Origin of the sequence: Streptomyces sp. NPDC020996 (assembly GCF_040641355.1) — a bacterium.
Classification (GTDB): domain Bacteria; phylum Actinomycetota; class Actinomycetes; order Streptomycetales; family Streptomycetaceae; genus Streptomyces.
The window spans coordinates 1-23,728 of record NZ_JBFADM010000084.1 but is presented as its reverse complement, the minus strand read 5'-3'; the positions used below and the strand labels follow the sequence as shown (position 1 = coordinate 23,728).

General features: G+C 72.3%; 19 protein-coding genes and 2 pseudogenes. 11 read left to right on the top strand and 10 right to left on the bottom strand.

What is annotated here, in order from left to right; translation table 11 throughout:
* The first annotated feature begins 150 nt into the window (after positions 1-150).
* The 3 genes from AB0G63_RS35565 to AB0G63_RS35555 are packed head-to-tail and all read left to right on the top strand — an operon-like array spanning position 151 to position 2,949.
* Positions 151-1,128 carry an ABC transporter ATP-binding protein gene (locus tag AB0G63_RS35565; protein ID WP_360758966.1) on the top strand — a complete coding sequence of 326 codons (978 nt, stop codon included), beginning with the start codon at positions 151-153 and terminating at the stop codon, positions 1,126-1,128.
* A 20-nt stretch (positions 1,129-1,148) separates the two neighbouring features.
* A complete protein-coding gene (locus AB0G63_RS35560) occupies positions 1,149-1,892 on the top strand; it encodes an ABC transporter permease (RefSeq protein WP_360758982.1) in 744 nt (247 codons plus the stop codon).
* A 46-nt stretch (positions 1,893-1,938) separates the two neighbouring features.
* Complete coding sequence (locus tag AB0G63_RS35555) at positions 1,939-2,949, top strand: COX15/CtaA family protein (protein WP_360758964.1); 1,011 nt, start codon at positions 1,939-1,941, stop codon at positions 2,947-2,949.
* Between the two features lie 33 nt (positions 2,950-2,982).
* Here the strand turns inward: AB0G63_RS35555 and AB0G63_RS35550 are convergent.
* The 3 genes and pseudogenes from AB0G63_RS35550 to AB0G63_RS35540 all read right to left on the bottom strand — a co-directional run.
* A pseudogene (locus tag AB0G63_RS35550) lies at positions 2,983-3,263 on the bottom strand (amidohydrolase); the annotation flags it as partial.
* Between the two features lie 158 nt (positions 3,264-3,421).
* Positions 3,422-3,742, bottom strand: a complete 321-nt coding sequence (locus AB0G63_RS35545) for a hypothetical protein (RefSeq protein WP_360758962.1) — start codon at positions 3,740-3,742, stop codon at positions 3,422-3,424.
* 73 nt (positions 3,743-3,815) lie between these two features.
* Entirely contained in the window at positions 3,816-4,787 is a 972-nt protein-coding gene (locus AB0G63_RS35540; protein WP_360758960.1) for a heme o synthase, read from the bottom strand.
* Positions 4,788-5,125: 338 nt separating this feature from the next.
* Here AB0G63_RS35540 and tkt point away from each other — a divergent pair, with 338 nt between their 5' ends.
* Genes tkt through pgl form a run of 5 tightly spaced genes read left to right on the top strand, consistent with a single transcriptional unit; the run spans position 5,126 to position 11,849 of the window.
* The gene (gene tkt, locus AB0G63_RS35535) at positions 5,126-7,213 is read left to right on the top strand and encodes a transketolase (RefSeq protein WP_360758958.1); all 2,088 of its coding nucleotides are present in this window, start codon (positions 5,126-5,128) and stop codon (positions 7,211-7,213) included.
* 32 nt (positions 7,214-7,245) lie between these two features.
* Positions 7,246-8,364 (top strand): transaldolase, encoded by a 1,119-nt coding sequence (gene tal / locus AB0G63_RS35530; protein WP_360758956.1) that lies wholly within the window; start codon positions 7,246-7,248, stop codon positions 8,362-8,364.
* Positions 8,365-8,368: 4 nt separating this feature from the next.
* Positions 8,369-9,901, top strand: coding sequence for a glucose-6-phosphate dehydrogenase (gene zwf, locus AB0G63_RS35525; RefSeq protein ID WP_360758954.1), 1,533 nt, complete (start codon positions 8,369-8,371; stop codon positions 9,899-9,901).
* Complete coding sequence (gene opcA, locus AB0G63_RS35520; protein WP_360758952.1) at positions 9,898-11,070, top strand: glucose-6-phosphate dehydrogenase assembly protein OpcA; 1,173 nt, start codon at positions 9,898-9,900, stop codon at positions 11,068-11,070. The genes zwf and opcA overlap by 4 nt, the downstream gene beginning before the upstream one ends.
* Positions 11,067-11,849 (top strand): 6-phosphogluconolactonase, encoded by a 783-nt coding sequence (pgl, locus tag AB0G63_RS35515; protein WP_360758950.1) that lies wholly within the window; start codon positions 11,067-11,069, stop codon positions 11,847-11,849. Before opcA ends, pgl begins: the two co-directional genes overlap by 4 nt.
* Positions 11,850-11,920: 71 nt before the next feature.
* On the opposite strand, the gene AB0G63_RS35510 is transcribed toward pgl, so the two are convergent.
* The 5 genes from AB0G63_RS35510 to AB0G63_RS35490 form a co-directional block, all read right to left on the bottom strand.
* Positions 11,921-12,760, bottom strand: coding sequence for a carbohydrate ABC transporter permease (locus AB0G63_RS35510; RefSeq protein ID WP_360758948.1), 840 nt, complete (start codon positions 12,758-12,760; stop codon positions 11,921-11,923).
* The gene (locus AB0G63_RS35505; protein ID WP_360758946.1) at positions 12,757-14,121 is read right to left on the bottom strand and encodes an ABC transporter permease subunit; all 1,365 of its coding nucleotides are present in this window, start codon (positions 14,119-14,121) and stop codon (positions 12,757-12,759) included. The genes AB0G63_RS35510 and AB0G63_RS35505 overlap by 4 nt, the downstream gene beginning before the upstream one ends.
* Positions 14,122-14,127: 6 nt before the next feature.
* Positions 14,128-15,459 carry an ABC transporter substrate-binding protein gene (locus AB0G63_RS35500; protein ID WP_360758944.1) on the bottom strand — a complete coding sequence of 444 codons (1,332 nt, stop codon included), beginning with the start codon at positions 15,457-15,459 and terminating at the stop codon, positions 14,128-14,130.
* 35 nt (positions 15,460-15,494) lie between these two features.
* Positions 15,495-17,117, bottom strand: coding sequence for a glycoside hydrolase family 13 protein (locus tag AB0G63_RS35495; protein ID WP_360758942.1), 1,623 nt, complete (start codon positions 17,115-17,117; stop codon positions 15,495-15,497).
* A gap of 168 nt (positions 17,118-17,285) precedes the next feature.
* Positions 17,286-18,554, bottom strand: coding sequence for an ABC transporter substrate-binding protein (locus AB0G63_RS35490; RefSeq protein ID WP_360758940.1), 1,269 nt, complete (start codon positions 18,552-18,554; stop codon positions 17,286-17,288).
* 123 nt (positions 18,555-18,677) lie between these two features.
* On the opposite strand from AB0G63_RS35490, the gene AB0G63_RS35485 reads away from it, so the two are divergent.
* Genes AB0G63_RS35485 through AB0G63_RS35475 form a run of 3 tightly spaced genes read left to right on the top strand, consistent with a single transcriptional unit; the run spans position 18,678 to position 22,259 of the window.
* Positions 18,678-19,193 (top strand): PadR family transcriptional regulator, encoded by a 516-nt coding sequence (locus AB0G63_RS35485; RefSeq protein WP_360758937.1) that lies wholly within the window; start codon positions 18,678-18,680, stop codon positions 19,191-19,193.
* Complete coding sequence (locus tag AB0G63_RS35480; RefSeq protein WP_360758935.1) at positions 19,190-19,939, top strand: ABC transporter ATP-binding protein; 750 nt, start codon at positions 19,190-19,192, stop codon at positions 19,937-19,939. The genes AB0G63_RS35485 and AB0G63_RS35480 overlap by 4 nt, the downstream gene beginning before the upstream one ends.
* A 40-nt stretch (positions 19,940-19,979) precedes the next feature.
* Positions 19,980-22,259, top strand: a complete 2,280-nt coding sequence (locus AB0G63_RS35475; protein WP_360758933.1) for an FtsX-like permease family protein — start codon at positions 19,980-19,982, stop codon at positions 22,257-22,259.
* Positions 22,260-22,382: 123 nt separating this feature from the next.
* Here AB0G63_RS35475 and AB0G63_RS35470 read toward each other — a convergent pair whose 3' ends face one another.
* Both AB0G63_RS35470 and AB0G63_RS35465 read right to left on the bottom strand, forming a co-directional pair.
* The gene (locus AB0G63_RS35470) at positions 22,383-23,282 is read right to left on the bottom strand and encodes a hypothetical protein (protein ID WP_360758931.1); all 900 of its coding nucleotides are present in this window, start codon (positions 23,280-23,282) and stop codon (positions 22,383-22,385) included.
* A gap of 122 nt (positions 23,283-23,404) precedes the next feature.
* Positions 23,405-23,728: pseudogene (locus tag AB0G63_RS35465) on the bottom strand (glucose-6-phosphate isomerase); the annotation flags it as partial.

Genomic DNA, 23,728 nt, shown 5'->3' with positions numbered 1-23,728 from the left:
CGGACGGTGCCCTGCGTCACTTAGGCATACCTAATCCCACCTGCGGAAACGATCTTCGGCCGGCCGGCCGGGCGGACGCGGCCGGCCGGGCGGATCCGATCCCGCACCCGCCCGTCGGGGGCACCGGCGGCGAACCTAGACTCTGGACCCATGCGAAGTGAGCCCGCCCATCCGTCTCCCGGCCACGACCCATCGGGGAGACGCCTCGCGTCGCACCCGCTCATCGAGGTCCGGGCCCTGGTGAAGCGGTACGGCACGAAGACCGCCGTGGACGGTCTCGACCTGGTGGCCCGCGCGGGCGTGACCGCCGTGCTCGGCCCCAACGGAGCGGGCAAGACGACGACGGTCGAGACCTGCGAGGGCTACCGCAGGCCGGACTCCGGCACGGTGCGCGTCCTCGGCCTCGACCCGGTGCGGCAGGCCCGGGAGCTGCACCCGCGGATCGGTGTGATGCTGCAGTCCGGCGGCGTCTACTCGGGCGCGCGGGCGGACGAGATGCTGCGCCACGTCGCCCGGCTGCACGCGCACCCGCTGGACGTGGACGCGCTGATCGAACGGCTCGGACTCGGCTCCTGCGGCCGCACGGCCTACCGGCGCCTGTCCGGCGGGCAGCAGCAGCGGCTGGCGCTGGCGATGGCCGTGGTGGGCCGCCCGGAGCTGGTGTTCCTGGACGAGCCGACCGCCGGCCTGGACCCGCAGGCCCGCCGCGCCACCTGGGACCTGGTGCGCGACCTGCGCGCGGACGGCGTCTCGGTGATCCTCACCACGCACTACATGGACGAGGCCGAGCAGCTCGCCGACGACGTGGCGATCATCGACGCCGGCCGGGTCGTCGCGCAGGGCTCCCCGGAGGAGCTGTGCCGCGGCGGCGCGGAGAACACGCTGCGCTTCACCGGCCGCCCGGGCCTGGACGTCGGCTCCCTGCTGAAGGCGCTGCCCGCGGACTGCTCGGCGGACGAGCTGACGCCGGGCTCGTACCGGGTCGTCGGCAAGGTCGACCCGCAGCTGCTCGCGACCGTGACCTCGTGGTGCGCCCAGCACGGGGTGATGCCGGAGAAGATCTCGGTGGAGCGGCACACCCTCGAAGACGTCTTCCTGGAGCTGACCGGCAAGGAGCTGCGCTCGTGACTGTGGGTACGTACACGCCGATGCCCGGCGCCGCCCCGCTCCCCCGCATGATCGCGGCGCAGGCCGTGCTCGAGACGAAGATGCTGCTGCGCAACGGCGAGCAGCTGCTGCTCACCGTCGTCATCCCCACACTGCTGCTGGTGCTGTTCAGCTCGGTGGACATCGTCGACACCGGTGCGGGCGAGGCCGTCGACTTCCTCACCCCCGGCATCCTCGCGCTGGCGGTGATGTCGACGGCGTTCACCGGCCAGGCGATCGCGACGGGCTTCGAGCGCCGCTACGGCGTCCTGAAGCGGCTGGCCTCCTCGCCGCTGCCGCGCTGGGGCCTGATGACGGCGAAGACGGCGTCGGTGCTGGTCACGGAGATCCTCCAGGTGATCCTGCTGACGGTGATCGCCTTCGCGCTGGGCTGGTCGCCGCACGGCAACCCGGCCGCCGTGCTGCTCCTGCTGGTGCTGGGGACGGCCGCCTTCTCGGGGCTCGGGCTGCTGATGGCGGGCACCCTGAAGGCCGAGGCCACCCTGGGCGCCGCCAACCTGGTGTTCCTGCTGCTGCTGGTGGGCGGCGGGGTGATCGTGCCGCTGGACAAGTTCCCCCCGGGCGCCCAGGACGTGCTCGGCCTGCTGCCCGTCTCCGCGCTGTCGGACGGCCTGCGGGACGTGCTGCAGCACGGGGCCGGCATGCCCTGGGCCGACCTGGGGATCCTGGCCGGGTGGGCGGTCGTGGGCCTCGCGGCCGCGGGGACGTTCTTCCGCTGGGAGTAGGCGCACCGTGGACCCTCGTGAAAGCGTGCACAAGCGGCGGCCTACCATGGGGCGCGTGCCAAACCTCTCCCGCGCCGACGCCCAGGCCGCCGCGCGCAACCCGCTCGCCTTCGTCGCCGAACGCTGGACCCCGGCTCCCCGGACGGTCCAGCGGGCGGCTCTCTCCGCGCTCGTGATGTCGGTGGTCATCGTGGTCACCGGCGGTGCGGTGCGGCTGACCGGTTCCGGGCTCGGCTGCCCGACCTGGCCCAAGTGCACGGCCGACTCGCTCACCACCACCAGTGCGATGGGCCTGCACGGCGCCATCGAGTTCGGCAACCGGCTGCTGACGTACGTGCTGTGCGCGGCGGTCGGCTGGGCGATCGCCGCGGCGCGCGCCGCGAAGCCGTTCCGGCGCAGCCTCACCCGGCTGGGCTGGGCGCAGTTCTGGCTGGTGATGGGCAACGCGGTCCTCGGCGGCATCGTGGTCCTGGTCGGCCTGAACCCGTACACGGTGGCGGCCCACTTCCTGCTCTCCACGGCCCTGATCGCGGTCGCCACGGTGATGTGGCAGCGCACCCGCGAGGGAGACGGCGCGCCCCGGCCGCTGGTCGGCCCGGCCGTGCAGCAGCTGGTGTGGTTCCTGGTCGCCGCGTCGGTCGTGCTGATCGCGGTCGGCACGGTGGTGACCGGGTCCGGTCCGCACGCGGGCGACTCCAGCGAGGTGGAGCGCATGCCGCTGGACTGGGAGACGGTCAGCAAGCTGCACGCCGTGCTGGCCTGGATCGTGGTGACGCTGACGTTCGCCCTGTGGTTCGTCCTGAAGGCGGTCGACGCCCCCAAGGGCCCGCTGGACCGCACCCGCGAGCTGTTCGTCGTACTCCTGCTGCAGGGCGTCATCGGCTACGTCCAGTACTTCACGAAGCTTCCCGAGGTGCTGGTCGCCCTGCACATGCTCGGTTCGTGCCTGATGTGGATCGGCGTCCTCAGGGTCCTGCTGGCCCTGCGCGAACGCCCCGACGTCACGGCCGACCTGCCGGGACCGTCGGCCGAGCTGAAGGCCGGCACCTCCGCGTAACCCTGCCGGCGCCGCGGACCGCCCGTCCCCGGATCAGTCCGGGCCGGACACCCGGTGGGCGTTTCCGGCGGCGAGCAGGCCCGCCACCCGGCCGGCGTCGGCCCGGCACCAGGTGCCCTCGGCCGCCCGGCCGCCCGGCACCCGGGCGTCCGGCACCCGGGCGAGCGACTCCCGGAACAGCCGGGCGGCCACCGCGTGCAGCTCGGGCAGGCCGCTGGCGTCGCCGGAGAAGAGGATCGTTCCGAAGGGCGCGCCGGTTCCAGGACCTCGGCGCGGACGGTCGCGGCGCGGGCGCCGGTGCGGACCAGGGCGGCAGCGTTCAGCCGGTCTCCCCGTCAGACGCTGCCTCGCCGGGCCCGACGGGTGAACCGGGCTCAGTCGCGGTCCGGTTCCCCCGGCATTCTCCGTGCGGCCCTCTCCGCGCGGCCCTCTCCGCGCGGCCCTCTCCGCGCGGTCTTCTCCGCAGGGTCGTTCAGCCGCCGAGCTGGATGCCGGCCATCCTCTTCCACTCGTACTCGCCCGTGCGCACCTTCGCCGCGAACTCGCCGTCGAAGGCCTCGTGGACGGTGACGCCCGCCTTCTCCACCGCCTTCTCGGCGATCCCGTACGTCGGGGCCACCAGGTCGCCCCAGCCGCCGTCCTCGCCGACCAGGACGATCCGGGCGCCGCGCTCGCCGATGTAGGCCACCTGGGCCTCGGCGCCGCCGTGGGCCTTGGAGAAGGCGTCGATCTGCTTGGCGAGCCGGGCTGCCTTCTGCTCGGCCTTCGCGTCAACCTGCTGCGTGTCTGCCATGGCCAGGATGCTACTCACCGGTAGATCGACTGGCGAGGGCAGGGCACTGTGACGTACGTCGGCGTGACGTACGTCAGCGCAGGAAGGGGTCGATCGCCACGGCCACGAACAGCAGCGACACGTACGTGATCGACCAGTGGAACAGGCGCATCTCCTTCAGCTTCGCGCCCGTCACCTCGGCCTTGGCCCGGTTCTGCAGCGCGTGCGCCTCCCAGAGCCACCAGCCGCCCGCGGCGAGGGCCACGGCCGTGTAGAACCAGCCGGTGTAGCCGAGCGGCGTCAGCAGGAGCGAGACGGCCACCATCACCCAGCTGTAGATCACGATCTGCCTGGCCACCACCTTGTTGGAGGCGATGACCGGCAGCATCGGCACGCCCACGCGCGCGTAGTCCTCCTTGACCTTCATGGACAGCGGCCAGTAGTGCGGCGGCGTCCAGAAGAAGATCACCAGGAAGAGGACGACCGGCGCCCAGGAGAGCGAGTCCGTCACGGCCGACCAGCCGATCAGCACCGGCATGCAGCCCGCGATGCCGCCCCACACGATGTTCTGCGCGGTACGCCGCTTGAGCAGCATCGTGTAGACGACGACGTAGAAGAGGAGCGCTCCGAGTGACAGCCAGGCCGACAGCCAGTTGACGGCGAACCCGAACATCAGCGTCGAGACGACGGCCAGCGTGATGCCGAAGGCCAGGCACTCGCGCGGGCTGACCATGCCGGTGACCAGCGGGCGCTGAGAGGTGCGGTCCATCAGCGCGTCGATGTCGCGGTCGATGTACATGTTCAGCGCGTTGGCGCCGCCCGCGGAGAGGTAGCCGCCGACGCAGGTGAGCAGGACCAGCGTCAGGTCCGGAACGCCCTGCTGGGCGAGGAACATCACCGGAACGGTGGTGATGAGCAGGAGCTCGATGATCCGCGGCTTGGTCAGCGCCACGAACGCCTTGACACGGGCCCCGAACGGCCGGCGGCTCGACTTCTGGCTGGCATCGAGCACCACCCCCGCTGGACGGGATTCGACGGCCGTCACGCACACCCCTGACAGAGACATCCCAGCGAGCCCTCACCATGTGAACCACAGGTAAAGGCTCGCGCGTACCACGCCACTGTAGACGTTGCCCAGACCCGGACATCCGCGGGGGTCGGGTCGTGTCCGGCGGCGCGCCCGCACGAGCGGAACCCCGCCGTTTTGAGCGCACGGACGAGCGGCCGCGTATTCAGTTGCCGAACGCGCCACGGCGCGGCTGGGAGACGGAGGCCATGGACTCCCGGCAGTCTGGAGCAACTCGAAAAGACGCACGTACCTACGGGGGTAGGCTCGACAACGGCCGGCGCCCGATGCACCGGCTATCGACATGCGTGACATGTGGAGAGGAGCCCTGACCCAGGGTGAGCACCAAGCCGACCACCACAGACCTCGAGTGGACCGAGTTGGACCAGCGGGCCGTCGACACCGCCCGTGTCCTGGCCGCCGATGCCGTACAGAAGGTCGGCAACGGCCATCCGGGTACGGCGATGAGCCTGGCGCCTGCCGCCTACACCCTCTTCCAGAAGGTGATGCGGCACGACCCGGCCGACCCGGACTGGGTCGCGCGCGACCGCTTCGTGCTGTCCGCGGGCCACTCGTCCCTGACCCTCTACACCCAGCTGTTCCTGGCCGGCTTCGGTCTGGAGCTGGACGACCTGAAGTCGTTCCGCACCTGGGGCTCGAAGACCCCGGGTCACCCGGAGTACGGGCACACCAAGGGTGTGGAGACGACGACCGGCCCGCTGGGCCAGGGCGTCGCCAACGCGGTGGGCATGGCGATGGCCGCCCGCTACGAGCGCGGCCTGTTCGACCCGGAGACCCCGCAGGGCGAGTCCCCCTTCGACCACTACGTCTACTGCATCGCCGGCGACGGCTGCCTGCAGGAGGGCATCTCCGCGGAGGCGTCCTCGCTGGCCGGCCACCAGAAGCTCGGCAACCTGATCCTGCTGTGGGACGACAACCACATCTCGATCGAGGGCGACACCGAGACGGCCGTCTCCGAGGACACCGTCAAGCGGTACGAGTCGTACGGCTGGCACGTGCAGCGCGTCGAGCCGCAGGAGAACGGCGACCTCGACCCGGCCGCCATTCACGCCGCGATCCAGCAGGCCAAGGCGGTCACGGACCGGCCGTCCTTCATCGCGATGCGCTCGATCATCGCCTGGCCGGCCCCGAACGCCCAGAACACCGAGGCCGCGCACGGCTCGGCGCTCGGCGAGGACGAGGTCGCCGCCACCAAGCGGGTCCTCGGCTTCGACCCGGAGCAGAGCTTCGAGGTCTCCGACGAGGTCCTCAAGCACACCCGCCAGGCCCTGGAGCGGGGCCGTGCGGCGAAGGCCGAGTGGGAGAAGTCGTTCCAGCTGTGGCGTGAGCACAACCCCGAGCGCGCCGCCGAGTTCGACCGCGTCCAGGCGGGCGAGCTGCCCGCGGGCTGGGAGGAGAAGCTCCCGGTCTTCGAGACGGGCAAGGGCGTCGCCACGCGTGCCGCGTCCGGCAAGGTGCTGCAGGCGCTGGGCGCGGTGATCCCCGAGCTGTGGGGCGGCTCCGCCGACCTGGCCGGCTCCAACAACACCACCATCGACAAGACGTCGTCGTTCCTGCCGGCGGACAACCCGCTGCCGGAGGCCGACCCGTACGGCCGCACGATCCACTTCGGCATCCGCGAGCACGCCATGGCCGCGGAGATGAACGGCATCGCGCTGCACGGCAACACGCGGATCTACGGCGGCACCTTCCTCGTCTTCTCCGACTACATGCGCAACGCGGTGCGGCTGTCGGCGCTGATGCACCTGCCGGTGACGTACGTGTGGACGCACGACTCCATCGGCCTCGGCGAGGACGGCCCCACCCACCAGCCCGTCGAGCACCTGGCGTCGCTGCGCGCGATCCCCGGCCTGAACGTGGTCCGCCCGGCGGACGCCAACGAGACCGCCATCGCCTGGCGCGAGATCCTCAAGCGCCACACCAAGGAGTTCGGCAAGGGCGCCCCGCACGGCCTCGCGCTGACCCGCCAGGGCGTGCCGACGTACGAGCCGAACGAGAACGCGGCCCGCGGCGGCTACGTGATGTTCGAGGCCGACGGGGGCGAGCCGCAGGTCATCCTGATCGCCACCGGTTCCGAGGTGCACGTCGCCGTCGAGGCGCGCGAGCGGCTGCAGGCCGACGGGGTGCCGACGCGGGTCGTTTCCATGCCGTCCGTGGAGTGGTTCGAGGAGCAGGACCAGGGGTACCGGGACAGCGTTCTGCCGCCGCACGTGAAGGCGCGTGTCGCGGTGGAGGCGGGCATCGGCCTCACCTGGCACAAGTACGTCGGGGATGCCGGTCGCATCGTTTCCCTGGAGCACTTCGGTGCTTCCGCCGACGGCAAGGTCCTCTTCCGCGAGTTCGGCTTCACCGCCGAGAACGTGACTGCCCAGGCGCGGGAATCCCTCGCCGCCGCCCAGCGCTGACGCCCACATACGACACGTAGGAGATGTATTCCATGACAGACGCACTCAAGCGCCTCTCCGAGGAAGGCGTGGCGATCTGGCTGGACGACCTGTCGCGCAAGCGGATCACGTCCGGCAACCTCGCCGAGTTGATCGACCAGCAGCACGTCGTGGGCGTCACCACCAATCCGACGATCTTCCAGAAGGCGATCTCCGAGGGCGACGGCTACGACCAGCAGCTGTCGGACCTCGCCGCCCGCAAGGTCACCGTCGAAGAGGCCATCCGCATGATCACCACGGCGGACGTCCGGGACGCCGCCGACATCCTGCGGCCGGTCTTCGACGCCACCGACGGCCAGGACGGCCGGGTCTCCATCGAGGTCGACCCGCGCCTGGCGCACGACACCAGGGCGACCATCGCCGAGGCCAAGCAGCTGGCCTGGCTGGTGGACCGGCCCAACACCCTCATCAAGATCCCGGCCACCGAGGCGGGCCTGCCGGCGATCACCGAGGTCATCGGCCTCGGCATCAGCGTCAACGTCACGCTGATCTTCTCGCTGGAGCGGTACCGCAAGGTCATGGACGCCTACCTGGCGGGCCTGGAGAAGGCCAGGGAGCGCGGCCTGGACCTGTCGAAGATCCGGTCCGTGGCGTCCTTCTTCGTCTCCCGCGTGGACACCGAGATCGACAAGCGGCTCGACGCCCTGGGCACCGACGAGGCCAAGGCGCTGCGCGGCCGGGCGGCCCTCGCCAACGCGCGGCTGGCCTACCAGGCGTACGAGGAGGTCTTCGCCTCCGACCGCTGGCAGCCGCTGGAGAACGCGGGCGCCCACAAGCAGCGTCCGCTGTGGGCGTCGACGGGCGTGAAGGACCCGGCGTACAAGGACACCCTGTACGTCGTCGACCTGGTGGCGCCGAACACGGTGAACACCATGCCGGAGGCCACGCTGCTGGCCACCGAGGACCACGGCGAGATCACCGGCGACACCGTCGCCGGCACCTACGAGCAGGCCCGCGCCGACCTCGACGCGGTGGAGAAGCTCGGCATCTCGTACGACGACGTGGTCCAGGTCCTGGAGGACGAGGGCGTCGAGAAGTTCGAGGCGTCCTGGAACGACCTGCTCAAGTCCACCGAGGCGGAGCTGGAGCGCCTCGCCCCCGCGGAGGGCTGAGATCTTGACACCTGTACACGGAGCGAACCCGCTTCGTGACCCCGCAGACCGACGGCTCCCGCGCATCGCGGGGCCGTCGGGTCTGGTCATCTTCGGCGTCACGGGCGATCTGTCGCGGAAGAAGCTCATGCCCGCCGTGTACGACCTCGCCAACCGGGGTCTGCTGCCGCCCGGCTTCTCGCTGGTCGGCTTCGCGCGCCGGGAGTGGCAGCACGAGGACTTCGCGCAGGAGGTCCACGACGCCGTCAAGGAGCACGCGCGGACGCCGTTCCGCGAGGAGGTCTGGCAGCAGCTCATCCAGGGGATGCGCTTCGTCCAGGGCACCTTCGACGACGACGACGCGTTCGAGCGGCTGCGCGCCACCATCGACGAGCTCGACAAGGCGCAGGGCACGGGCGGCAACTTCGCGTTCTACCTGTCGGTGCCGCCGCGGTCGTTCCCGGTGGTCATCCAGCAGCTGAAGAAGCACGGCCTGGCCGACCAGGAGAACGGTTCGTGGCGGCGGGCGGTCATCGAGAAGCCCTTCGGCCACGACCTGGAGTCCGCCAAGGAGCTCAACCAGGTCGTGCACGAGGTCTTCGCGCCCGACCAGGTGTTCCGCATCGACCACTACCTGGGCAAGGAGACCGTCCAGAACATCCTGGCGCTGCGCTTCGCCAACACCATGTTCGAGCCGATCTGGAACCGGTCCTTCGTCGACCACGTGCAGATCACCATGGCCGAGGACATCGGCATCGGCGGCCGGGCCGGCTACTACGACGGCATCGGCGCGGCCCGTGACGTCATCCAGAACCACCTGCTGCAGCTGATGGCGCTGACGGCCATGGAGGAACCCGCCTCCTTCGACGCGGACGCGCTGGCCGCGGAGAAGACCAAGGTGCTCGGTGCGGTGCGGCTGCCGAAGGACCTGGGCCGCGACACCGTGCGCGGGCAGTACGCGGCCGGCTGGCAGGGTGGTGAGAAGGCGGTCGGATACCTCCAGGAGGAGGGCATCGACCCGCAGTCGAAGACCGACACCTACGCGGCCCTGCGGCTGAACATCGACAACCGCCGCTGGGCGGGCGTCCCCTTCTATCTGCGCACCGGCAAGCGGCTGGGCCGCCGGGTCACCGAGATCGCGGTGGTCTTCCAGCGGGCGCCGCACTCCCCGTTCGACACCACGGCGACGGAGGAGCTGGGCCAGAACGCGATCGTCATCCGGGTCCAGCCGGACGAGGGCGTCACCGTCCGCTTCGGCTCGAAGGTGCCGGGCACGTCGATGGAGATCCGGGACGTGTCGATGGACTTCGCCTACGGCGAGTCGTTCACCGAGTCGAGCCCGGAGGCGTACGAGCGGCTGATCCTGGACGTGCTGCTGGGCGACTCGAACCTCTTCCCGCGCACCGAGGAGGTCGAGCTGTCCTGGAAGATCCTCGACCCGATCGAGCGGTACTGGGACACGCACGGCAAGCCGGCCCAGTACCCGTCGGGGACGTGGGGGCCCGTCGAGGCGGACGAAATGCTCGCACGAGAGGGACGGAGCTGGCGCCGGCCATGAAGACAGACCTCACGGACACCACGGCCAGCAAGATCAACAAGGCGCTGGTGCAGGGCCGCCGGGCCATCGGCACACCCGCCGTCGGCATGGTGCTCACGCTGGTCATCGTCACGGACGAGGAGAACGCCTACGACGCCCTGAAGGCGGCCGGCGACGCCTCGCACGAGCACCCCTCGCGCACCCTGGTGGTCATCAAGCGCGTCTCGCGCACGCCCCGCGACCGCACGTCGTCCCGGCTGGACGCCGAGGTGCGGGTGGGCGCGGACGCGGGCACCGGCGAGACGGTCATCCTGCGGCTGTACGGCGAGGTCGTCGACCACGCCCAGTCGGTGGTGCTGCCGCTGCTGCTGCCGGATGCCCCGGTGGTGGTGTGGTGGCCGGTGAACGCGCCGCTCGACCCGGCGAGCGACCCGCTGGGCGCGCTGGCCCAGCGCCGGGTGACGGACACCTACGCCGCGGAGCAGCCGGTGCGCGAGCTGGCCGCCCGCGCCGACACCTACACCCCCGGCGACACGGACCTGTCGTGGACCCGCATCACGCCGTGGCGTTCGATGCTGGCGGCGGCCCTGGACCAGGTCACCTGCGAGGTGAAGGCGGTCGAGGTGGAGGGCGAGGAGTTCAACCCGAGCTGCGAGCTGCTGGCGATGTGGCTCGCGGACCGGCTGGACGTCCCGGTCCGGCGCTCGCTGTCGAGCGGGCCGGGGCTGACGGCGGTCCGCATGTCCACCGACTGCGGTCCGATCGTCCTGGACCGTGCCGACGGCTCGCTCGCGACGCTGTCCATACAGGGCCAGCCCGACCGTGCGGTGGCGCTGAAGCGCCGCGACACGGCCGAGCTGATCGCGGAGGAGCTGCGCCGGCTCGACCCGGACGACACCTACGCGTCGGCGCTGCGATACGGGGTGGAGCGGCTGAACGCGGTGGCGGCCGCGACGGCGGCGTTCGCCCCTGGAGCGCCGGTCACGGATGCCGGGCGCTCCGACGCCGGGGACGCCAAGGACGCCGAGGGCGCCAAGGACGCCGGGGACCCGGCCGCCGCCGGCTCCGGTGCCGGCCGGCCGGCCAAAGGAGAACCGGTCGCCGTCGAGCCCCCCGTCGAGGACGCCGCGAAAGGTCCCGCGCAGGAAGCGGCGGCGCAGGCACCGGTGACCAGGGCGGCGGTGAAGTGAGCGCCCCGCAGCTGGTCGTGCACCGCGACAAGGAACTGATGGCGCAGGCCGCCGCGGCCCGCCTGGTCACGAAGATCGTCGACGCGCAGGCCTCCCGGGGCTACGCGTCCGTGGTCCTGACCGGCGGCCGCAACGGCAACGGACTGCTGGCCGCCCTGGCGGCCGAGCCCGCCCGGGACGCCGTCGACTGGAGCCGGCTGGACCTGTGGTGGGGGGACGAGCGCTTCCTGCCGGAGGGCGATCCGGAGCGCAACGTCACGCAGGCCCGCGAGGCCCTGCTGGACGCGGTGCCGCTGGACCCGAAGCGGGTGCACGCCATGCCGGCCTCGGACGGCCCGTACGGCACCGACGTGGACGCCGCCGCGGCCGCGTACGCCGAGGAGCTGGCCCGGGCGGCGGGCCCCGAGAACCACGCGCCGGTGCCCGCCTTCGACGTACTGATGCTGGGCGTCGGCCCGGACACGCACGTGGCCTCGCTGTTCCCCGAACTGCCCGCGGTACGGGAGACGGAGCGCACGGTGGTCGGCGTCCACGGCGCGCCGAAGCCGCCGCCGACCCGGGTGACGCTGACGCTCCCGGCGATCCGGTCCGCCCGCGAGGTGTGGCTGCTCGCGGCGGGCGAGGACAAGGCGGAGGCCGCGGCGATCGCCCTGTCCGGCGCGGGCGAGATCCAGGCCCCGGCGGCGGGCGCCCGCGGCCGTGCCCGCACCCTGTGGCTGCTGGACGCCGCGGCGGCCTCCCAGCTGCCGCGGTCGCTGTACCCGCCGGCGCTGGCCTGAGCGCGGACGTACCAGCGGACACGGACGTACCCGGACGGGGTGCGGTGAGGACGTCCTCGCCGCACCCCGTCTCATTTCACCGACCCGGCCATCACGCCCTGCACGAAGTGCCGCTGGAAGGCGAAGAACACCACCACCGGGACCACCAGGGACACGAACGCGCCTGGCGCCAGGACGTCGATGTTGCTGCCGAACTGCCGTATCTGGGACTGGAGTTCCACGGTCAGCGGCTGCGAGGAGCTGTCCGCGAACAACAGCGCCACCAGCATGTCGTTCCACACCCACAGGAACTGGAAGATGGCCAGGCTCGCGAGTGCCGGCCGGCCCACGGGCAGCACCAGACGGGTGAAGATGCGCCATTCGCCGCCGCCGTCCATCCGAGCCGCCTCCAGCATCTCCCTCGGCATCTCGGCGAAGTAGTTGCGCAGCAGGAACACCGCGAACGGCAGCCCGTAGGCCACGTGGAAGAGGACGACTCCCGGGATCGTGCCGAACAGGCCCAGCTCGCCGAAGAGTTTGGCGACCGGCAGCAGTCCGATCTGCACCGGCACCACCAACAGGGCCACCACCAGCAGGAAGAGCGGATCCCGCAGCGGGAAGTCCAGCCAGGCGAAGGCGTATCCGGCGAGGGCCGCGATGCCGACGACGAGCACCGTCGTCGGTACCGAGATCAGCACGGTGTTCCAGAACGCCTGGGTGATCCCCGCGTTCTTCAGCAGCGCCGTGTAGTTGTCGAAGGACAGCTCACCGGGACTCGCCAGGGCCGTCCACCAGCCGCCCTTCGCGGTGTCCCGGGCCGAGCGCAGGGAGGAGAGGAAAAGGCCGGCCAGCGGGGTCAGCCAGACCAGGCCGATCAGCACCAGGAAGGCCTGCACGAGACCGTTGCTCACAGAGCGCCGCAGGGCGTTCATCGCTGGCTCCTTCGGAAGCGGCGGACGTTGAAGACCATGGCGGGGATCACCAGGAGCAGCAGCAGGACGCCCAGCGCGCTGCCGAGCCCCTGGTCGTTGCCGCCGCCGAAGGACACCAGCCACATCTGGGTGGCGAGCACGGTCGCGTCCTCCTGCACCGGCCCGGGCGCGATGACGTAGACGAGGTCGAAGACCTTCAGCACGTTGATGACGAGGGTCACGAAGACGACCGTCAGCACGGGCGCCAGCAGCGGCACCGTGATGCGCCAGAAGATCTGCCACTCGTTCGCGCCGTCCATCCGGGCCGCCTCCAGCGCGTCCCTCGGCAGCGTCGCGAGGCCCGCGCCGATCAGCACCATCGCGAACCCGGTCCAGATCCACAGGTACGCTCCGATGATCGCCGGTGTGACGAGCGCCGGGCCGAGCCAGGAGACTCCGTCGTAGGGTGGCGCGAAGTTGGCGGCGGGCAGCCGCACGGCGTACGGGCCCCCGTCCAGGCCCGCGAAGCGGAAGGATCCGTCGGAGGCGGTGGTCGTCGACGCGACCGTCCTGCCGTCGCGCACCGCGTCGACCCGCATCCCCGGCAGCCCGCTCTCGCGCCGGTCGACCTTGCCCTGTTCCCCTCCCCCGCCGGGCGTGAAGTCCAGGTAGACGACCCCGCGCACGTCGCCGGGTGCTGCCTCGCGCCCGGCCGCCGGGTACGCGGGCCGCGCCCCGCCGGGGACGTCGTCGGGGCGCACCCCGACGAGGCCGAGCGCCACCGTGTCCCCCGGCGAGACGCTCGCGCTCGTCCGGTAGGAGCCGTCCGCCTCCTTCGTCAGCCCCTGGCCGTCACGCGCCCGCGCCGTCGGGTAGGACGACGTGCCGGTGAAGGCGTCGTGCACGGAGACCACGGCCGCGTTCAGCACTCCCTTGTCCGGGTCCTCGTCGTAGGCGAGGCGGAAGATGATGCCGGCGGCGAGGAAGGACACGGCCATCGGCATGAACAGCAGCAGCTTGAAGGCGGTGGCCCAGCGGACCTTCTCCACCAGCACCGCGAGGATCAGGCCGAGGCCGGTCAGCAGGGCCGGGGCCACGACGACCCAGACGGCCGTGTTCCGTACGGCTTTGAGGGTCGCCGGGTCGCGGAACATCTCGGTGTAGTTCTCGCCGCCGACGAAGCGGGTGCCGGAGGCGTCGAAGAAGCTGCGGCCGACCGAGAACAGCACGGGGTAGACGACGAGCGCGCCCAGCAGGAGCAGCGCCGGGAAGGCGAACAGCAGGGCGACGGCGCGGGCCCGCCGCCGTGCGCGCCGGACGCGCTCGGCGCGGGCGGCGGGCGGCCGCGGACTCGCGGTCTCTTTCACCAGGGTCGCGGTCATGGCGGGTCAGTCCCGGTAGGCCTTGGCCGCCGCGGCTTCCAGCTTCGCCGCGGTCCCCTTCGGGTCCGACGGGTCGCGCAGGAAGTCCTGCAGCAGCTTCCACTCGCCGGCGCCCTTGGTGCCGCCGAAGGCGGCGGGCGCCTGGTCGGACATGTCGAAGCGGACCGAGTCACCGGCCGCGACCAGGGACTTGGCGGTGGCGCGCGTGACGTCGTCGCCGTACTCGGCGAGGTCGAGCTTCCGGTTCGGGGAGAGGAAGCCGCCCGCCTTCGCCCACACGGCCGCGGCCTCGGGGGTGGCCAGGTACTCCAGGAGCTTCATGCCGGCGTCGGCGTTCTTGCCGTCCTTCAGGACGACGGCCGCGTCGCCGCCGCTGACCACCGGGGCCTTGCCGCCGCCGACGGCCGGGAAGGGGAAGAAGTCGGCGTCCTCGCCGATCGCCTTGCCGAACTGGTCCTTGGCCACGCCGGCGACGAAGTCGCCCTCGTAGACCATGCCGGCGTCGGGCTCGGGGCCGAAGACCTTCTCCACCGAGCCGGGGAAGTCGGTGTTGAGGGCCTCCTTCTGCCCGCCCGCCACCAGCTGCTTGTCCTTGAACAGCTTGCCGAGCGTACCGAGCGCCTCGACGACCGAGGGGTCGGTCCACTTCAGCTCGTGCGCGGCGAGGGCGTCGTACTTCTCCGGTCCGGCCTGGGAGAGGTAGACGTTCTCGAACCAGTCGGTGAGGGTCCAGCCGTCCTGCCCGGCGACCGAGAAGGCGGCGAGACCCGAGTCGGAGACGGTGTGCCCGGCCTTGAGCATCCCTTCGAAGGTGGTCGGCGGCTCGACGCCGGCCTGGGCGAGGGCGTCGGGGCTGTACCAGACCGTCGACTTGTGGGCGGCCTTGAAGTACAGGCCGTACAGGCGGCCGTCGACGCTGCCGTACTTCTTCCAGATCGGGGCGTAGCCCGCGTCGACCGCCTTCTCGGTGGTGGCGGACAGGGGCCTGAGCCAGCCCTTCTTCGCGAACTGCTGGACCACGCCGACCTGCGGGACCATCACCACGTCCGGGGCGTTGCCGCCCTCGATCTTGCTGCCGACGACGGTGGAGACGTTGTCCCCGGTGGACACGAACTGGGTGTTGGCGCCGGTCTTCTCGCTGAACGCGTCCAGCACCTTCTGGAAGTTCTTCTGCTCGTTGCCGGACCAGACGCCGGCCACGGTGACCGTCTGGCCGCTGAGCGCCTTGTCCCCGCCGCCCGCCGAGACCGGTCCGCCGCCTCCGCAGGCGGTCGCGCCGAGCGCCAGGGCGAGGGCGGTGCAGCTGGTGAGCAGGGTGGTACGTCGTCGCATCGTCATCGATGTTCCTTCGTGGGTGGAGTGGTGACGGTGGGTCAGAGGTCGCCGAGCCACCAGGCCGCTGTCGAGCCGGACAGCACGCCGGCCGGACAGGGGCTGCTGGACAGCAGGGGGGTGCCGGGGACCGGCGCCGGGGTGGGCGCGGTGCCGAAGTTGACGGCGCAGACGAGGCCGTCGCCGCGGCCGAAGGCGAGGACGCCGGGCGGGCTGTCCAGCCAGCGCAGCGTGCCCTCGCCCAACTGCGGCAGCCGTGAACGCAGGTGGAGGCCGTCGCGGTACAGGTGCCAGAAGGAGCGGGTGTCGGCGAGGGCGCGGTCGGTGGCGTACTCGGCGAAGTACTCCGGCTGCGGCAGCCAGGGCCGTGCGCCCTCGGCGCCGGAGGTGAAGCCGAACGGCGATGCCTGCCCGGACCACGGCAGCGGCACCCGGCAGCCGTCGCGTACCCGGGCGCGGCTGCCGGTGCGACGGAAGATCGGGTCGGTGAGCACGTCGTCCGGCAGGTCGACGACCTCCGGCAGGCCCAGCTCCTCGCCCTGGTAGACGTACGCGGCGCCGGGCAGCGCCAGCATCAGCAGCGCGGCGGCGCGGGCGCGGGCGGCGCCGAGGCCGCTGCCCTGCGGGGTGGGTTCGCCGTAGCGGGTGACGGTGCGGACCTGGTCGTGGTTGTTGAGGACCCAGGTGACCGTGGAGCCGGTGCCGGCGATGTCCTGCATGGCCTCGGCGATGACCTTGCGGAAGGCGTCGGCGTCCCAGGGGGCGCTGAGCAGGTCGAAGAAGAAGGCCTGGTGGAGCTCGTCCGGGCGGACGTACCGCGCGTGTTCGCGCGCGGTCGGCACGGAGACCTCGCCGACCAGCAGCCGCTCGCTGCCGTCCCGTGCCGTGTACTCCTCGCACAGTGACCGCCAGCGGCGCCACACGCCGTGCACCTCGGGCTGGTTCCAGGCGAGCGGGTTGACCGAGTCGCGGGTGCGGGCGTCGGCCTCGGGGTCGGGGGAGTCGGGCAGCTCGGGGTGCTTGAAGAGGCCGGCGGCCACGTCGATGCGGAAGCCGTCGACGCCCCGGTCCAGCCAGAACCGCAGAACGCGGTCGAACTCGGCGGGGACGTGGGGGTGGCGCCAGTTCCAGTCGGGCTGCTCGGGCGTGAACATGTGCAGGTACCACTGCCCGGGGCGGCCGTCCGCCTCGGTCACCCGGGTCCAGGCCGGGCCGCCGAACATGGCGTGCCAGTTGTTGGGCGGCTCGGCGCCGTCCGAGCCGCGGCCGTCGGCGAAGTGGAACCGTGCGCGGGCCTGGCTGCCGGGCGGCGAGGCGAGCGCCTCGCGGAACCAGGGGTGCTCGCTGGAGCAGTGGTTGGGGACGATGTCCAGCAGCACCTTGACGCCGAGCCGCCGGGCGGCCGCCATCAGCCGGTCGAACTCGGCGAGGTCGCCGTAGACCGGGTCGACGTCGCAGTAGTCGGCCACGTCGTAGCCGTGGTCGTGCTGCGGGGAGGGATAGAAGGGGCTCAGCCAGATCCCGTCGACACCGAGCTTCTTCAGGTACGGCAGTCCGGCCCGGACGCCGGCCAGGTCGCCGACGCCGTCGCCGGTGCTGTCCAGGAAGCTGCGGACGTACACCTGGTAGATCACTGCGTCACGCCACCAGCGATGCCTGTTCAACCCATTGGCCTGTCTCTGCGGGGGTAGTCGTTATGCATGCATGTTAGGTAGCGATGTCGCAGGGATGTCAACGAGCAGTCGTAAACTACCGAAGAAGTCGCCCCGAATATGCTGATAAATCAGACCAGAAAGGCCACAAGAAAGACGCGTTCGATACCTAACAAGTAACTAGCGACTCGGGATGGCGGCGAGTTCGCGCGCCAGCCGTCGCACCGCGGCCTGGGGCGTCATGTGCCCGGTCATCGCGTCGTGCACGACGGCCTGGACCACCAGGCTCACCTGGTCGTAGCGCGGGCTCTTGGGACGGGACCTGGCGGCGAGCACGCTCTCCCGCAGGGTCGGCAGGTACGGGAACCGCCGCACCAGTCCGGGGTCCTCGTACAGCGCGGCGCGCACTGGCGGCAGGGCGCCGCGGGTGAGGACCTGGCGCTGGACGGGCTCGCTGGTGAGGTACGCGATCAGCCGGGCGGCCGAGTCGGGATGGCGGGCATGCGTGCTGACGGCGAGGTTGGAGCCGCCGAGGACGCCTGCCCCCGGCCCGTCCGGCCCGGGCAGCGGCACGGCGCCGACCTTCCCGGCGACCCGCGAGCCCGCGGCCGACGCGACGACGTACGCGTAGGGCCAGTTGCGCAGGAAGAGCAGCCGGCCGTCCTGGAACGCCTGCTTGGACTCCTCCTCCTTGTACGTCAGCGCCTCTTTCGGTATCCAGCCCTCGCGGACACCGCGGGCCAGGAACCCGATCCCCTCGCGGGCCGCCGCCGAGTCCACCGTGACGCGTGCGCCCTCGTCGCCGAGGATGGTGCCGCCCGCCGAGTAGACGGCCTCGGCCGCGTTGACGGTGAGCCCCTCGTAGGGCAGGAACTGGCCCGCGTATCCGTCGAGGCCGTGCCGCGGCGCGATGGTCTTCGCGTCGTGCTCCAGCTCGGCCCAGGTGCGCGGCGGCGGGACGCCCTCCGCGGCGAGGACGTCCTTGCGGTACAGCAGCAGGCCGGCGTTGGTGACGTACGGGACGGCGTACAGCTGCCCGTGGTAGGTCGCCGTGTCCTCGACCGGCCGCAGGAAGGTCTTCAGCGGGAAGCGGTCGCGCGGCAGCGGGCGGATCCAGCCGGCGGCCGCGAACTCCGAGGTCCAGTTGACGTCGATGTTGAGGACGTCGAACCGGCTGCGGCCGCCGCCGCGCAGGTCGGTGGCCATCTGCGCGTGCGTCTCGTCGGCGGAGTCCGGAAGCTCGACGAGCGTGACCTTCTCGCCGGGGTGGGTGCGGTTCCAGCCCTCCAGCAGGGGGCCGAGATACCCGGTGAGGTCCCCGGCGGTGGCGAACGTCAGGGGCCCGCGGCCCGCGCTCTCCTCGCCGGCCCGCGCGCCCGCGGCGACGTAACCGGCCACGACCACGACGAGAACGAGGAGTCCCCTACCCGCGGCACGCGCCCACCGCATAGGTTCCTCCTTGCACACCCGGCTCCGGCCGCCCTCGCCCGCAGTCAGAGGCCATGTATACCTGTTAGGTATGCGCGATACTAGAGCCTGGCCCACATTCACCAGGACGGGAGGACAGCACACGTGCGCCTGCACCTCCTGGCACTCCTGGCGCGTGGTCCGGCCCATGGTTACGAGCTCAAGCAGGACCTTGAGCAGATGCTGGGCTCCGCGTACCCTCAGCCGAACGTCGGCCAGATCTACGTCACCCTCGGCCGCCTCGAGAAGCAGGGACTGATCGAGGGCGAGGACGTCGAGCAGTCGAGTCGGCCCAACAAGAAGGTCTACCACCTCACCGACACCGGGCGGGAAGCGCTGCGCGCCTGGTTCGAGGAGCCCGAGGACGAGCCGCGGGTGCGGGACGAGTTCTTCATGAAGCTGGCGCTCGCCCCGCGGACCGGACTCGCCGATCAGGTCGCCCTGATCAACAAGCAGCGGCGCCAGTACCTGAACACCATGCGCCGGCTGTCGAAACTGGCCGCCGCGGAAGACCGGGACAACCGCATCGCCCACCTGCTGATCGAGGGCGCGATGCTGCACCTGCAGGCCGACCTCGACTGGCTGGAGCGGTGCCAGGAGGAGCTGGAGGAGCTGGAATGAACGACGGTCCCGCTCCCGTGCTGCGCGCCGAGGGCCTGGTGAAGACGCATCACGGCGAGGGCGCGCCCGCGCACGCGGTGCGCGGGGTCGACCTGTGCGTGCGCCGGGGCGAGTTCGTCGCGGTCACCGGGCCGTCCGGTGCGGGCAAGTCCACGCTGCTGCACCTGCTCGGCGGACTGCAGCGCCCGGACAGCGGCAGCATCTGGCTGGACGGCGAGTGCACGGACGCCTACAGCGAGGCGCGCTGGGCCGTGGAGCGCCGAAGGCGCATCGGGATCGTCTTCCAGTTCTTCAACCTGGTCTCCGGCCTGTCGGTCGCCGACAACGTGGAACTGCCGGCCCTGCTGGCCGGCGTCCCGCCGAAGCAGGCACGCGCCGCGCGGGAGGAACTGCTGGCCGAACTGGGACTCGCCGGCAAGGAGCGCAGCATGCCGGGCGAGCTGTCCGGCGGCGAGCAGCAGCGGGTCGCGCTGGCCCGGGCGCTCGTCAACCGTCCGCCGCTGCTGCTCGCCGACGAGCCCGCCGGCAGCCTGGACAGCAAGGGCACCCGCGAGGTGATGCGGCTGCTGTCCCGCTTCCACCAGCGCGGCCAGACGATCGTGCTGGTCACCCACGACGCCCGGCTGGCGAGCGCCGCGGACCGCGTGATCAGTTTCTTCGACGGGCGGATAGCCGACGACGCCGAACTGGACGGGACACCCGCCCGCGGCACCGGCATCTCCGGCGTGCTGGAGCTCAGGGACTGACATGCGGGCCGACGACGACCGGCAAGGGGGCTGAGACCGCGTGCGAGCCACACTGCGCTGGGCGCACTCCGATCTGCGCACGCACCGCGGCGAGGCGCTGTTCCTCGTCCTCGCCACCGCCGGGATCGTGACGTCCCTGCTGCTGGCCACGGCCCTGTTCGGGTACGCCACCAACCCCTGGCAGCGCGTCTTCACGCAGGCGCGCGGCGCGCACGTGTGGATCCACACCGACAAGTCCGCCGCGCTGCGCGAACTGGCCCGCCTGGACGGCGTCGAGTCCGTCGCCGGCCCGTACACCACCGAGTCCGCCACCCTCGCCTCGCGCGGCGCCCGCGCCTCCGTCGAACTGCGCGCCACCCCGGCACGCCCCGCCGTCGGGCGCCCCCTGCTCGTCTCCGGCCGCTGGCTGCGGCCCGCCCAGCCCGACGGCGTGGTCCTGGAGACCCGCCTCGCCCGTGCCCTGCTGGCCGGCCCCGGGGACACCCTCACCCTGCCCGGCACCGCGCGGACGCTGACCGTGCTGGGGGTGGCCGACAGCGCCGAGCCGCGCTACCGGCCGGGTGAGCAGCCCGGCCTCGTCTGGGCGCCGCCCTCCGCCGTACGCGCCCCGACCGGCCAGGTCATCGGGCTGCGCCTGACCGACCCCGGCGACACGGACTACGCCGTCCAGCGCGCCGTCACCGTCCTCGGCGCCGGCGCCATCGGCGAGGTGTCCACCTGGCAGCAGGCACGCGCCGAGGCGCAGGGCGACAGCCGGCTGCTGGGACAGGTGCTGGCGCTGTTCGGTCTGGGCGCGCTGGTCGCCGCCGGGCTCGCCGTGCACGGGGCGATCGCCACCCGCATCCACGGCCACCTGCGGGACATCTCGGTGCTCAAGGCGATCGGCTTCACTCCGGGCCAGGTGGTCCGTGTCTTCCTGCTCCAGCACGTCGCCTACGCCCTCCTCGGCGCGGCGGCCGCGGCCACCCTCACCCAGGCGCTGGGCAGCCGTGTCCCGGGGCGGCTCGGGGACGCGGTGGGCGTGTGGCAGGGGCTGCCGGGGCACACCGCCCTGCTGTTCGCGGTGCCGGCGGGGGCGGTGCTGTTCATCGGCGCGACCACCGGGCTCGCGGCGTGGCGGGCGGGGCGGGTGCCGCCGGTCCCGGTGCCCCGGCCCGCCGCGGCGGGCGGACGGCTGTCGGGCCCGGCCCGCCGGGCGCTCGGGCTGCGGCTGCCGCCGGCGCTGGTCCTGGGCTGGCACAAGGCGTTCACGCGCCGTCCGCGCTCGCTGGCGACGGTGGCCCGCCTCGCGCTGCCGCTGCTGCTGATCGTGGTGGCGATGAGCGCGTGGACCACGATCGACCGCATCCACGGCAGCCCGGAGCGGATCGGCCTCGCCGCCGCGCTCACCGTCCACGCGGACGCGGGGCTCCGGGACCGGGACGCCCGCGCCCTGCTGGACCGCGATCCACAGGTCGCCGCCGCCTACCCGGGCGTGGAGGTGGCCGCCCTGGTCCCGGGCCAGACCGCGACGATCGCCCTGCGCGGCCTCGGCACCCGCCGGGAGCCGTACCCGTTCGCCCTGGCCGAGGGCCGCGCCGCGCGCGGCGACGACGAGGCGGTGGCCGGGCAGGGGCTGCTCGACCTGCTGGACGTCCACGTCGGCGACTGGGTGCGGATGACCGTGGGCGACCGGCCGCAGATCCTGCACATCGTCGGCCGCAGCATCGAACCGGAGAACGCCGGCCGGGTCATCTCCACCTCGCTCGACACCCTCCGCGAGAACGACCCCCGTCTCGCCCCCTCCCTGTACCAGGTACGGCTGCGCCCCGGCGCCGACCCGCGCGAGGTCGCCGGCCGCCTCACCGCCGCCGGGCACGGGCACCTGGACGTGCACGCCGTGACCAACCCGGCCGACGGTCTGTCGGCGCTGCGCGGGGTCGTCGTCGGGCTGGTCGCCGTGCTGGCCCTGATCGGCCTGATCGAGCTGCTGACCGCGATCGGCGGCACCGTGCGGGAGGGTGAGCGCGACCTGCTGGCGCTCAAGGCGATCGGTCTGTCCCCGCGTCAGATCACCGCCGTCACCGTGACGGCGACGGGCTGCACCGCCCTGGCCGCCGTAGTCGCCGGTACGCTCCTCGGCGCGCCGCTGGCGCACTGGCTGATCGACCGGCAGGGCCGGTCGAGCGGCATCGGCGCCGGTGTCGCGCAGGTGCCCTCGCTGATGCTGCTGGTGCTGTTCGGTACCGGCGCCGTGCTGGGCGCGGTCGCGCTCGCCGCGGTGCCGGCCTCCCGCGCGGCCCGGCGACGGCTGGCGGACACGCTCGCCGCGGTGGCCTGAGCGAGGCCCCGGTGCGGCCCGCCGCGCCGGTCAGCCGCTGGTCAACCGCCGTGCGGACGCCGCGGGTCGTGCGGCGCACGTATCGTGTGGTCAACCGCCGTGCGAACGCCGCGGGTCGTGTGGTCAACCGCCGTGCGGACGCCGCGGGTCGTGCGGTCGGCCGGGGGTGTACGGGTTGCGCGGGCCCGGCGCGTAGGGGCTCCGCGGGTGGCCCGTGGCGTACGGGCTGCCCCAGCCCGGCGTCGGGCCGCCGGGCGCGTGCGGCGGTCGTGGGGGCAGCGGCGGCAGGGTCGCCGGGTGGGCCGTCAGCCGGATGCCGTACCGCTGCCGCAGCCGGCGCAGCTCCAGCAGGGAGATGGCCGTGACCGTCACGGGGGCGCCCAGGACGAAGACGACGCCCAGGGTGAGGCTCATGCCGTGCAGGTTGCCGGTGAGGAGGTCCGGGACGGCCATCAGCCAGGTCGTCACGGTCGCCAGCAGCGGCGGCAGGCAGCGGTGCACGGCGGCGGTGCCGAAGAAGTTGCCGGTGAGCCGGACCGCCCCCGCCATGACGAAGAGAGCCGTCCACAGCCCGGCGAGGGTCAGCAGCAGCTTCGCGAGGACCCCGAACGCGTCGCCCAGCTTGAACAGCAGCAGCGTCAGCAGGACCGAGCCGACGAACAGCAGCAGCAGTTTCAGCGAGTTGACCAGCGGCACCCGCAGTTGCCCCACCGAGCCGGTACGCCGCCAGACGAAGAGCATCACGCCGACGGTCAGGGGCGTGAGGAAGAACAGCACCGCGGAGGCGGTCGCCGCGTTGTCCAGCATCTCGTCGACAGCAAAGCCGCCCTGAACGTAGGTGTAGACGCCGAGGGCCGCGACCGCTCCGGCGATCACCCGCACCCGCTTGAGGCGCTCCACAGTGGGGTCGAGTGCCTCCGGTATCCACGTCGGATGGAACACCGCACGCGCCACGCCGTGGGGCTTCAGGAACGACCCGGCGGTCAGCGTGCCGCCGGTCCAACTCCCCTGCGTTCGGCTCACGTTGCACTCCCCCGGGCGACCGTCGTGGTGATCGCCCGGGAGTCTACGGGAACCGGAAGCAGGCGCGCCGTACGCTCACCGGCGCCGCGGCGCCGGTGCCGGCCGTGCCCGCCCGGCCGCTGTCACCCGCGCCCGCGCAGCCGGCGGTACGTGGCGACCAGTGCCCTGCTGGACGCGTCCAGCCCCGGCACCTCGGCGCCCTCGGTGAGCGCGGGTTCGACGCGCTTGGCGAGCACCTTGCCGAGCTCGACGCCCCACTGGTCGAAGGAGTCGATGTTCCATACGGCGCCCTGGACGAACACCTTGTGCTCGTAGAGGGCGATGAGCTGGCCGAGCACGGACGGGGTCAGCTCCCGCGCCAGGATCGTGGTCGTCGGGTGGTCGCCCCGGAACGTCTTGTGCGCGACCAGGTCCTCCGGCACGCCCTCCGCGCGGACCTCGTCCGG

Bases quoted from the DNA above. Each gene is read 5' to 3' on its own strand.
- AB0G63_RS35565 (WP_360758966.1), top strand. From the start codon at position 151: ATGCGAAGTGAGCCCGCCCATCCGTCTCCCGGCCACGACCCATCGGGG.
- AB0G63_RS35560 (WP_360758982.1), top strand. From the start codon at position 1,149: ATGCCCGGCGCCGCCCCGCTCCCCCGCATGATCGCGGCGCAGGCCGTG.
- AB0G63_RS35555 (WP_360758964.1), top strand. From the start codon at position 1,939: ATGGGGCGCGTGCCAAACCTCTCCCGCGCCGACGCCCAGGCCGCCGCG.
- AB0G63_RS35545 (WP_360758962.1), bottom strand. From the start codon at position 3,742: ATGGCAGACACGCAGCAGGTTGACGCGAAGGCCGAGCAGAAGGCAGCC.
- AB0G63_RS35540 (WP_360758960.1), bottom strand. From the start codon at position 4,787: ATGTCTCTGTCAGGGGTGTGCGTGACGGCCGTCGAATCCCGTCCAGCG.
- tal (WP_360758956.1), top strand. From the start codon at position 7,246: ATGACAGACGCACTCAAGCGCCTCTCCGAGGAAGGCGTGGCGATCTGG.
- opcA (WP_360758952.1), top strand. From the start codon at position 9,898: ATGAAGACAGACCTCACGGACACCACGGCCAGCAAGATCAACAAGGCG.
- AB0G63_RS35510 (WP_360758948.1), bottom strand. From the start codon at position 12,760: ATGAACGCCCTGCGGCGCTCTGTGAGCAACGGTCTCGTGCAGGCCTTC.
- AB0G63_RS35505 (WP_360758946.1), bottom strand. From the start codon at position 14,121: ATGACCGCGACCCTGGTGAAAGAGACCGCGAGTCCGCGGCCGCCCGCC.
- AB0G63_RS35500 (WP_360758944.1), bottom strand. From the start codon at position 15,459: ATGACGATGCGACGACGTACCACCCTGCTCACCAGCTGCACCGCCCTC.
- AB0G63_RS35490 (WP_360758940.1), bottom strand. From the start codon at position 18,554: ATGCGGTGGGCGCGTGCCGCGGGTAGGGGACTCCTCGTTCTCGTCGTG.
- AB0G63_RS35480 (WP_360758935.1), top strand. From the start codon at position 19,190: ATGAACGACGGTCCCGCTCCCGTGCTGCGCGCCGAGGGCCTGGTGAAG.